Genomic DNA, 8,875 nt, shown 5'->3' on the forward strand with positions numbered 1-8,875 from the left:
TCAGGTATGCCAGGCGAAGCAACACGAGTGATCATCCTGCCGCAACCACCAAGCAAGCCCGTGAGCAGCATGGACGACACTCTCGGCAGGCGCACACCCTGAAGGGCTGGCGCCTACTCCGGATGCTCCGCTGCAGCACCAACCGCATCACCGACATCGTGAAAGCCGTCCTCGTCCCTCACCACGCCTCAACCTGAGGTTGGAAAGCCCTCATGGTCTACACGTTCGCTGACCCGTGGCTGGGGCCGCTCACCGCATGTCGGCGGCGAGACTGTATTCCGGCAGTGTGATGTCCCCGGCCTTGGCGAACTGTGCGGCAAGTAGGTTCCGCATCGGCCAGCGGGTCATCTGCCGCATGGAGAGGTCCCGCAGGCGAATGCCGAGCCGGCCCGACGGCGCGAATCCCGAGGCACCGCCCGGCGGGAGCTGCTGGGCCTGATTCACGTACGGGCTCATGACCTCGTCGTAGCGGCGGAAGGCGATGCGGTGGTCGCTCTCGGCAGTGACGATTTCACCGGCCAGGACGTAGGCCCCGACCAGAGCCAGGCTGGTCCCCAGGCCGGTCAGCGGGGTCGCGCAGTATCCGGCGTCGCCCAGCAGCGCCACGCGGCCGCGCGACCAACTGTCGAGTCGGACCTGGCCCATGGAGTCGAAGAAGAAGTCCGGGGCGGTGCGCATCGCCCGCAGCAGGCGTGGGGTCTCCCAACCGACGTGGGCGAAGCGCTGGGCCACGAGCTCCCGTTGGGCGGCGGCGTCGCGGCGGTCGTATGCGAGCGGTGGCGAGCGGAAGCTGAGGCCGGCCTTGATCTCGCCGGGGACGCGGCCCGGTCGCGCGGAGGCGACCAGGCCGCCGGGGGCATTGTGCATCAGGTACCAGCCGTTGAGGTCCAGGTCGTCGGCGGCGGTGAACCAGGCCGTGTAGAGGCCGAGCGGGTGGACGAACTCCTGCTCCGGGCCGAAGGCCAGCGCGCGCACCACGGAGTGCGGCCCGTCCGCGCCGACGACCAGCCCGAACCGGCGCGGCGCGGCCTTCTCGAAGGTGACGGTGGCCCCGTCCGCGTCCTGATCGATCCCGGTGACGGTGTCGTCGAACAGGTACTCCGTGTCCGGCAGGCTGGCCTCATACAGCAGGCGGGCGAGATCTCCGCGGAGGATCTCGATCTCGGAGACGATTCCCTCGCCGCCGAAACTGTCGGCGGGCACCCGCGCGGTGGTGCGGCCGGAGGTGTCGACGAGCGCGAGGCCGCGTTGGTCCACGCTCTCCGCCCTGGCCAGGTCCATCAGACCCATCCGTTCAATCACGGTGCGACCGGCGCCGCGCAGATCCACGGTCTGCCCGCCCGGCCGAGGTGCCGGCGCGCGCTCCACGATCGTGACCGTGAAGCCTCCCTTGCGTAGCCAGTACGCCAGCGCGGGCCCTGCGACGCCGGCACCGCAGATGAGTATCTCGTTGTTCGGCATGAGGTGAATGTACGCCGTACGCAAGATAGTACGCAAGCGCGAAATCGCCCTTCGGCGTGTGGTGTTGGCTAGTACCGCACTAGTGCGGAGATGTGCGGAAGGTGTTCCGCGCGGGGATCGCCCGGCGTCCGGCGGCTAGGATGGCACCCATCCAGGTGCACTAGTGCGGAGGGTGTCAGTGAGCGGACAGGCAGTGTCGCGCTACAGCCAGATCGTCGCCGAACTGCGGCGGCGGATCGAGACGGGCGAACTGGCGCCGGGCGATCGCGTGCCTTCGACCCGAGAGATCACCAAGCAGTGGGGCGTCGCGATGGCGACCGCGACCAAGGTGCTCACCGAACTGCGCCGCGACGGCATGGTCCGGGCCGTCCCCGGCGTCGGGACAGTCGTGGAGACCCCGAGCCGCTCGGTACGCAACGCCCGCCCCACGGCCGCCCCCCGCCCGGGCGGGTCGTCCGACGCGTCATCGGGCCAGGCGGCGCTTACGCTCGGACGGATTGTTGCTGCCGCCGTCACGGTCGCCGACGCAGAAGGGCTGGCCGCGGTCTCGATGCGCCGGGTGGCCGCCGACCTCGGGGTGGCGACCATGTCGCTGTACCGGCACGTGGCTGACAAGGAAGACCTGCTGACGCGGATGATGGACACGGTCATCGCGGAGCGCCCGTTGCCGGCCGACCCGCCGGAGAGCTGGCGCGAGGCAATCGAGCTGGCGGCCCGGCAGCTCTGGGACCTGTTCCGCCGCCACCCGTGGCTCGGACCGGCCCTGTCGGTGACTCGCCCTCAGATGATCATCTCGGCACTGCCGTACAGCGAGTGGATGCTCGCTGTCCTGCAGGCGCACGGACTTGACCTACAGCCCGCCTTTACCGCGCACCTGATGTTGCTCAACTACGCCCGCGGAATCGCTGTCAACCTGGAGACGGAGCGGGAAGCCGAGGCGAACAGCGGCCTCGACAGCGAGGAGTGGATGGACACCCAGGAGCCCGCGCTCCTGGCGATTCTGGCCACCGGCAGGTTCCCCGCGCTCTCACGCCTCGCTACGGCCGGTTACGACCTCGACCTCGACGCCCTCTTCGAGTTCGGCCTCCAGCGCCTCCTCGACGGCCTCGCCTCACTCCTCAACGAGAGCCCCGCCGACTAAACGGAGAACTCGAGAGGCCCCCGACCACCGACACCAAGAGAAGCGGCTTCTCAATCGGACCCCGGGACCGTGACGTCACAGTCCCGGCCCAGGGCTCTCGTCTCGGCCTCGGCGCCTGGGGAATTGCTCCAGCCAGGGGCCGCGTACGGCCTCTGCGACGAGACCGCGTGTGGTTGTCATCCGCTGGTCAGCTGCATGATCCAAAGGGGGCTGTGCCGGGGCGGGCGGCGGGCAGACGCCGCACGTTGCCGACGACGGCAGCCTGCTCCCGCAGCTGTTTGATTTCCTGGTGCTGAGCGACCAGCCGGGAGATCGCGAGGGTCTTGAAGGCCGTGAGTTCGGCGAGATCCGCGTCCCGTTCGCCGATCCGTTCCTTCAGTTCGGCGATCTGGGCCTTCAACCGCTCGATCTGTGATGCCCTGGGGTCCGTGACGATCCCGGCTACCTGGGCGTCCTTCACCCGCCGTTCGAACTCCTCCGCAAGGTGCTGGTAGGGGCCGGGGCGTTCTCCCTTTGGGTAGAAGCCGGTGCGGGTCGCTCCGGCCTCGGCCGCCAAGGCCTTGAGATCACACCCGCCGCCCGGCGGGATCGCTCCGGCCAGCAGCCGGTCCACCGCCGCCCGGATCGACGCTTCGTTCCGGGCACGGGTCTCTGCTGTCAGACGTCCCATCTCGGTCCTCCGTCCCGGCCACGGCCGACGGGCCCGCGCTGGCAGTGTCGATGTCCGCGAGGACCTTCTCCGCGCGGGTCAGCTCCGCCTCCCGTCGGGCGCGTTCGGCCTTCTGCCCGCGCCCAAGCATCCCGATGAACACCTTGTTCTGCTCGACGGTCTTCTCCCAGACCGGGCGATGACGAGGGTGGTGCGTGGCCTGCGGACAGCGGGCGGAGTCACACATGCCGATCAAGGGCCGGTCCGCGGTCGGTGTCCCCGCCAGCTTGAGACACAGAGCCTTGGTGGGGTCAGCAAACCAGCAGTAGTTCGCAGCCCCCAGATGCATCCGCACCCGTTCTCGATGGGCCCGCTGCTTCGCGGTCAGGCCGCCCCCATCGGGATACCGCATCCCACCGGCATACACCCGATCCCAAGGCCAACATCACCCCGAACTGAGAACCTCAGTTGCGCGGCCGGTCGTCTCGCGCACGTTGGCGACCGTCGAACCGGCCACCGCCTACCCGGTCGGCGTCACCGTTGAGTTCGTCACCACCCTCAGCCCCGACACCTCGCCCTGCGTGTCCGCGAACCCGGCGTCGGCGAAACCCGGGCCTGCGCCGCCGTCGCCGCCCTGACCACAACTCCACCGACCCCAGCCGAAGCCAAGTACACCGTCGACGCCCCGGGCGGCCGGCTCCGCCACCCGCGTACACCCCGACGGCACCATGGACCTCGCAGGAACTGCCGAAATCACCGCGCACGGCACAGTCCGCTACCTCCCCGGCGCCACAACCGGTCTGAATGCCCACTGCCCCAAGACTCGAGTGGGCTGTCAGGACCTGCCTCTAGCGTCGAACGCGTGGGACCGGCCAGCCGGTGACGTCCCGGTCAGGTGGGGGCGACGGCTTCCTCGCTGTGTTCGACGGCGGCCAGGACGCGCTCGTGGTACCCCTCCAGTTCGCCGTCGGGGACGGTACGGGGCTGCCAGTGAGCGTGTACCACTCGTCGGCGCCGGTGTACTGGATCGCGATGTCGACGAGGTTGTTGGGCAGGCGGGTGGTGCGGATGGTGAGGTCGCCGGTGATGACGCCGACGTCGTCGGTCATCGCCCCGCCCGGACCGGCAGTGACCTGGTCGTCGCACACCGCCGGTTCCGGGGCGGGCATCAGCTGTCCGGGCAGGTGTCGAGCATCTCGCCGAGCGCCGGCTCTTCCGTCGCGGCCCTATCCTGCGGCGCCCTGCTGGGCGCGGCCATCCCGGCTTCGGCTACGCCTGCCACCGCCGCGGGAGCCGGGCGCGAGGTGCACACCGCTGTCGACAGCGGCCTCTACTCCGGGCCAGGCCTGAGTACCCCGCGCATCGGGACGGTGTGGGCCGGGGACAACTTCGCCGCGATCTGCCGGGTCAACGACAACAACGGCAAACGCTTGGTTCTCGGTATCGAACGGCCCGGCCGGAACGGCGTCCAGTGGGCGAACACGGTGGGCTATGTGTGGGACCTGGACATCCGGGAGTCCACCGGCGACCTGCCGGACTGCGGCACCGCGTAACCGGCCCGCGGCGACGCCTACGCCCGGAACACGGCAGCGGCCCCACCTCCCTTCGGTACAAGGAGGTGGGGCCGATCAGGATCACGAGAAGGCCGTACCCACGTCCGGCGACCATCCGAACGAGCGACCTGGCGGACGCTTGACGATCAAGCCGGAGGTTAAGGAACAAGCTTACCCACTGGTCACATGCCGGTCAGCCCCGTCTCGCAGTTCGGGCCGCCCGCTACGGCGCACTTCGGCCAGCAGGCCGACCACGCAGACCGTGCCGAGCAGGCCCGCCCAGGCCACCACCGCGTGCGGCGCCAGGAACTCCGCGGCGAGCCCGGCGCCCGCCATGCCGACCCCCTGGACCGTCATCATCCCGGCGGTCATCAGGGTCATCGCCCGCCCGCGCAGCTCGTCGGGCACGGCGGCGACGTACCAGCGGTCGAGGCCGAGGGTGTACGCCCCGGTCGCGCCGGCCAGCACGAGCAGGGCGGCCGCGGCCGCGAGACCCGGCGTGAACGCGTACCCGAGATAGGGCAGCACGGTGACGGCCGCGAGCGGCACCACGATCCTGGCCCGCGCGGCCGGGCCGAGCGCCGAGCCCGCGACGAGCTCGCCGAGCACCGTGCCGACCGGCAGCGCGCACATGAGTAGGCCGAGCGCGGCCGAGGACACCCCGAGCTCGTCGGCGTACGGAGCCGCCAGCGCCTCCGGCACCACGGCGAACAGCGGCGGCACCCAGAACAGCAGCGTCAGCGCGCGGATCCGGCGGTCGCCGAGGACCGCCCGCGCCCCGGCCAGGGACTCCTTCAGGAGCGCGCCGCCGGGCCGGGCGCGGGCCGGGCGGCGGGCGGTGCCGAGCCGGAGCAGCAGGGCGGAGAGCAGGAAGGTGGTGACGGTGACGCAGATCGCGCCGCGCGGGCCGGTGACGGCGAGCAGCAGCCCGCCCGCCCCGAACCCGGTGAGCAGCGCGCTCTGTGAGACGACCCGCAGCAGCGAGCGGCCGAGCACGAACAGGTCGCCGGAGCCGAGGATCTCGGCGAGCGTGGCGAGGCGGGTGCCCTGGAAGACCGGCGAGACGACGGCCATCGCGCAGCGCAGCGCGAGCAGCCCCGCGACCGGCATCCCGGGCAGCGCGATGACGGCGGCGCACCCGGCACACACCACGTCGCAGACGACCAGGACCCGCCGCGCGGGGTACCGGTCGGCGATCCCCGCGAGGAAGGTTCCGCCGACCAGGTAGGGCAGGAATCCGAGCGCGAAGGTGAGCGAGCTGAGCAGCGGCGAGCGGGTCAGCTGGAAGACGAGCACGGTGAGCGCGAGCTCGCTGACGACGACCCCGAGCAGCGACATGAGGTGCGCGGCGAAGACCGCACGGAACTCCCGCACGGCGAACACGGCCCGGTATCCGGAAGCGGACGGGGCGGAAGGGTAAGACGGGGCACTGTTCTGCGGCATGGCCGGCCGCGCCGGGACGTTCCCGGCGATTTCCTCTGTGGGCATGGCAGCAGCGTGCCGGATCGTCACTCCGGCCCCTAGACTTTCGGCTCAGCCCGAATGTTCACAGACGCGGAGCCGGACGACCATGCCGTTCCACCTGCACTTCGGCCAGGACGACCTGCTCCGGTGCCGGTTCGCCGTGTCGCCGCTGTGGGAGACCCAGGAAGCCGTGCGCACCCTGCGCTACGCCTACCGGCACGGCTACCACCTGCCGTGGCTGCGCCGGGCGCGGGCGGCCGTCGACGGGCCGGACGGCGGGCTCGACCTGAGCCCGCTGTGGCTGCTCATGCCGCAGCCGGGCCACACCCCCGACTTCCTCGGCCCGCCGCCGATCGGCCCCGCGGCGAGCTTCGCCGAAGAGATCGCCATGGTGCGGGCGACCGCCCCGGGGGCGGCCCGGGAGGACATCGCCCAGTCGCTCGCGTGTACCCTGGGCGCCGCCGACTCCCCGGCCGGCCGCGCGCTGCTCGACGAACCCGCCCGCGCGGTACGGGAGTTGGCGGACCTCATGGAGCGGGCCTGGCACATCCTGGTCGAGCCCGAGTGGCCCCGGCTGCGCGCCCTGCTCGAAGCCGACGTGGCCCACCACTCGCGGCGCCTCGCCGAGGTCGGCCTGGAGGGGCTGCTCAAGGAGCTGCACCCCCGCCTGGAATGGGACTCGGGCACCCTGACCCTCGCCTCGCGCAAGGGCGAGCACCGCCGCAGCCTGGACGGGCAGGGGCTGGTCCTGATGCCGAGCGTGTTCTGCTGGCCGGACGTGATCAGCGGCTTCGAACCACCCTGGCAGCCGACCATCGCCTACCCCGCACGGGGCGTGGGCGGCCTGTGGAGCGAGGCCGCCCACCGCACCCCCGAGGCCCTCGCCCGGCTCCTCGGCCGGGCCCGCGCCGATGTCCTGTCCGCGCTCGACGAGCCGGCCTCCACCACCGCCCTCGCCCACCGCCTGCGCCTCGCGCCCTCGTCCGTCTCGGCCCACCTCGGCGCGCTGCGCGGCGCGGGGCTCCTCCGTTCGCGCCGCTACGGCCACCAGGTGCTGTACGAACGGACGCCGCTCGGCATGGCGTTGCTCAGCGGAGAGTGACCGACACGTCACGATTGCGCCCGTCCCATGTACGCCCTGTGATCCCAGGGGGCTCCATGTCCCGGCGCAGCCTGCTCGTCACCGCTTCCCTGCTCGCCCTCACCGTGGGGTGCTCCCCCGGCCCCTTGTCCTCCGGGTCCCACGAGGCCGCCGCGGTCCGGGGCCCCTCCCAGGGCGAGGCCGCACCGTCTGGTGGCGAAGACGGAACGGCGCCGGCACCGCCCGGCTCGGTCCGCCCCGAGTGGTCGTGAAGCTCGGCGTGTGGATCACCAACACCAAAACCCGACGCGGCAAACTCACCGACCCGCAGCGCGCCCAGCTCGCCGAGCTCGGACTGGACTGGCGGTAGGCCGTTCGGGTGGCGGTGTCCGGGGCGGGTGGCTGGCAATAGAGCAGATCGCGCACCATCGGGGCCCGGGAGATGACACCGGCCCGGATCGAAGGGGTGCGCTCGCGGTTGAAGCGGCTGGCCGCGCGGGGCTGGGCCGCCGAGTTGCGGCCGAACGTGTTCACCGCGGTGGGGAAGGTGTCGGCGGCCGCGTGAGGAAGGCGTCCCGGCGGCGCCCAGCCAGGCGGCCGCTCATCAGCATGGTCATGGACCACAGCACCATCGCCCGTGCATGGCGGGCAGCGTCTCGTAGTCGCGTACCAGACGGCGCGAGCGAACCAGCCAGCTCAGCGTCCTCTCCATTGCCCAAGCACACTGCACCTATGGATGGTCAGGAGCGTGTGCAGGCGCCGATAATCGGTCGTGACGGGCTGCTGCGGCTGGCCACGGTGGCTGAGCGGCTGTTGGCTCGTGAGAGGGATGAGGCGTCGTGTGCGACGGGAGTGATGTCGGCCCCAGATGACGGTGCGGCCGGCGGCGGGCGAGCGGGTGTGGAACGGGCTGCCGGAGGTGAACCGGCAGGCAGTGGTGCGCCAGTTGGCGAGGCTGGCCGGTCGGACGGTGGCCACCACCGTGGCGACGGGTGAGCGGGACCTGCCATGACAGCGGTGATGCCGTGGGAGCGGGCCAATAGCAAGGTGAGTGATCGTCACCTCCAGCGTCTAGCGGCGGTCTATATCCGGCAGTCCACGCGGCAACAGGTCCTGGATCACCGGGAGTCGACGCGCCTGCAGTACGCCCTGGTGGAGAGGGCGGCTGCGCTGGGCTGGGAGGCCGACCGGGTCCTGGTCATCGACGGGGACCTGGGGATGTCGGGAACGTCCGCGGTGGCCCGGATGGGTTTCCAGCGGCTGGTGACCGAGATCGGGCTGGATCACGTCGGCCTCGTCCTGGGCGTCGAGATGTCCCGCCTGGCCCGGGCGGGCAAGGACTGGTACCAGCTGATCGAGCTGTGTGCCCTGTCCGGTGCGGTGCTGGCGGACACCGACGGGGTCTATGACCCGGCTGATTACAACGACCGGCTCGTGCGCCACGAAGTTCTGTGTGACCGAGTGGAGGTGAAAGACCACCACCGCCGGGCCGTCGCAGCGGCCCGGTAGAAGCTGGGGGCAGACCG

The 8,875-nt window shown here is 71.3% G+C and carries 12 protein-coding genes and 1 pseudogene; 9 read left to right on the top strand and 4 right to left on the bottom strand.

Annotated features, from left to right (window positions below):
* Positions 1 to 95: 95 nt before the first annotated feature.
* A pseudogene (locus ACIBK6_RS42095) lies at positions 96 to 197 on the top strand (IS5/IS1182 family transposase); the annotation flags it as partial.
* A 52-nt stretch (positions 198 to 249) separates the two neighbouring features.
* Here the strand turns inward: ACIBK6_RS42095 and ACIBK6_RS42100 are convergent.
* Complete coding sequence (locus ACIBK6_RS42100) at positions 250 to 1,461, bottom strand: FAD-dependent monooxygenase (protein WP_399058737.1); 1,212 nt, start codon at positions 1,459 to 1,461, stop codon at positions 250 to 252.
* A 178-nt stretch (positions 1,462 to 1,639) separates the two neighbouring features.
* Between ACIBK6_RS42100 and ACIBK6_RS42105 the strand changes: the two genes are divergently transcribed.
* Positions 1,640 to 2,602 carry a TetR/AcrR family transcriptional regulator C-terminal domain-containing protein gene (locus tag ACIBK6_RS42105; protein WP_399058739.1) on the top strand — a complete coding sequence of 321 codons (963 nt, stop codon included), beginning with the start codon at positions 1,640 to 1,642 and terminating at the stop codon, positions 2,600 to 2,602.
* Positions 2,603 to 2,789: 187 nt separating this feature from the next.
* Here ACIBK6_RS42105 and ACIBK6_RS42110 read toward each other — a convergent pair whose 3' ends face one another.
* Positions 2,790 to 3,272 carry a hypothetical protein gene (locus ACIBK6_RS42110; RefSeq protein WP_399058741.1) on the bottom strand — a complete coding sequence of 161 codons (483 nt, stop codon included), beginning with the start codon at positions 3,270 to 3,272 and terminating at the stop codon, positions 2,790 to 2,792.
* A gap of 827 nt (positions 3,273 to 4,099) precedes the next feature.
* The gene (locus ACIBK6_RS42115) at positions 4,100 to 4,420 is read right to left on the bottom strand and encodes a hypothetical protein (protein ID WP_399058743.1); all 321 of its coding nucleotides are present in this window, start codon (positions 4,418 to 4,420) and stop codon (positions 4,100 to 4,102) included.
* A gap of 135 nt (positions 4,421 to 4,555) precedes the next feature.
* Between ACIBK6_RS42115 and ACIBK6_RS42120 the strand changes: the two genes are divergently transcribed.
* Entirely contained in the window at positions 4,556 to 4,804 is a 249-nt protein-coding gene (locus ACIBK6_RS42120) for a hypothetical protein (protein WP_399058745.1), read from the top strand.
* Positions 4,805 to 4,975: 171 nt separating this feature from the next.
* Here the strand turns inward: ACIBK6_RS42120 and ACIBK6_RS42125 are convergent, their stop codons facing one another.
* The gene (locus ACIBK6_RS42125; RefSeq protein WP_399058759.1) at positions 4,976 to 6,247 is read right to left on the bottom strand and encodes an MFS transporter; all 1,272 of its coding nucleotides are present in this window, start codon (positions 6,245 to 6,247) and stop codon (positions 4,976 to 4,978) included.
* Positions 6,248 to 6,374: 127 nt separating this feature from the next.
* Between ACIBK6_RS42125 and ACIBK6_RS42130 the strand changes: the two genes are divergently transcribed.
* The 6 genes from ACIBK6_RS42130 to ACIBK6_RS42155 all read left to right on the top strand — a co-directional run bounded on the left by ACIBK6_RS42130 (position 6,375) and on the right by ACIBK6_RS42155 (position 8,858).
* The gene (locus tag ACIBK6_RS42130; RefSeq protein ID WP_399058747.1) at positions 6,375 to 7,370 is read left to right on the top strand and encodes a DUF5937 family protein; all 996 of its coding nucleotides are present in this window, start codon (positions 6,375 to 6,377) and stop codon (positions 7,368 to 7,370) included.
* Between the two features lie 56 nt (positions 7,371 to 7,426).
* Positions 7,427 to 7,621: a hypothetical protein gene (locus ACIBK6_RS42135; RefSeq protein WP_399058749.1), complete on the top strand. Its 195-nt coding sequence runs from the start codon at positions 7,427 to 7,429 to the stop codon at positions 7,619 to 7,621.
* Positions 7,622 to 7,629: 8 nt separating this feature from the next.
* Positions 7,630 to 7,719: a helicase gene (locus ACIBK6_RS42140; RefSeq protein WP_399058751.1), complete on the top strand. Its 90-nt coding sequence runs from the start codon at positions 7,630 to 7,632 to the stop codon at positions 7,717 to 7,719.
* 72 nt (positions 7,720 to 7,791) lie between these two features.
* Positions 7,792 to 7,914, top strand: coding sequence for a hypothetical protein (locus ACIBK6_RS42145; RefSeq protein WP_399058753.1), 123 nt, complete (start codon positions 7,792 to 7,794; stop codon positions 7,912 to 7,914).
* 303 nt (positions 7,915 to 8,217) lie between these two features.
* Positions 8,218 to 8,361 (top strand): hypothetical protein, encoded by a 144-nt coding sequence (locus ACIBK6_RS42150; RefSeq protein ID WP_399058755.1) that lies wholly within the window; start codon positions 8,218 to 8,220, stop codon positions 8,359 to 8,361.
* The gene (locus ACIBK6_RS42155; protein WP_399058757.1) at positions 8,358 to 8,858 is read left to right on the top strand and encodes a recombinase family protein; all 501 of its coding nucleotides are present in this window, start codon (positions 8,358 to 8,360) and stop codon (positions 8,856 to 8,858) included. The genes ACIBK6_RS42150 and ACIBK6_RS42155 overlap by 4 nt, the downstream gene beginning before the upstream one ends.
* The last annotated feature ends 17 nt before the right edge of the window (positions 8,859 to 8,875 follow it).

This window comes from Streptomyces sp. NPDC050485 (genome assembly GCF_044458185.1).
In the GTDB taxonomy this organism is placed as follows: domain Bacteria; phylum Actinomycetota; class Actinomycetes; order Streptomycetales; family Streptomycetaceae; genus Streptomyces.

Bases quoted from the DNA above. Each gene is read 5' to 3' on its own strand.
- ACIBK6_RS42115 (WP_399058743.1), bottom strand. From the start codon at position 4,420: ATGCCCGCCCCGGAACCGGCGGTGTGCGACGACCAGGTCACTGCCGGT.
- ACIBK6_RS42135 (WP_399058749.1), top strand. From the start codon at position 7,427: ATGTCCCGGCGCAGCCTGCTCGTCACCGCTTCCCTGCTCGCCCTCACC.
- ACIBK6_RS42145 (WP_399058753.1), top strand. From the start codon at position 7,792: ATGACACCGGCCCGGATCGAAGGGGTGCGCTCGCGGTTGAAGCGGCTG.
- ACIBK6_RS42110 (WP_399058741.1), bottom strand. From the start codon at position 3,272: ATGGGACGTCTGACAGCAGAGACCCGTGCCCGGAACGAAGCGTCGATC.
- ACIBK6_RS42150 (WP_399058755.1), top strand. From the start codon at position 8,218: ATGACGGTGCGGCCGGCGGCGGGCGAGCGGGTGTGGAACGGGCTGCCG.
- ACIBK6_RS42100 (WP_399058737.1), bottom strand. From the start codon at position 1,461: ATGCCGAACAACGAGATACTCATCTGCGGTGCCGGCGTCGCAGGGCCC.
- ACIBK6_RS42125 (WP_399058759.1), bottom strand. From the start codon at position 6,247: ATGCCGCAGAACAGTGCCCCGTCTTACCCTTCCGCCCCGTCCGCTTCC.
- ACIBK6_RS42130 (WP_399058747.1), top strand. From the start codon at position 6,375: ATGCCGTTCCACCTGCACTTCGGCCAGGACGACCTGCTCCGGTGCCGG.
- ACIBK6_RS42155 (WP_399058757.1), top strand. From the start codon at position 8,358: ATGACAGCGGTGATGCCGTGGGAGCGGGCCAATAGCAAGGTGAGTGAT.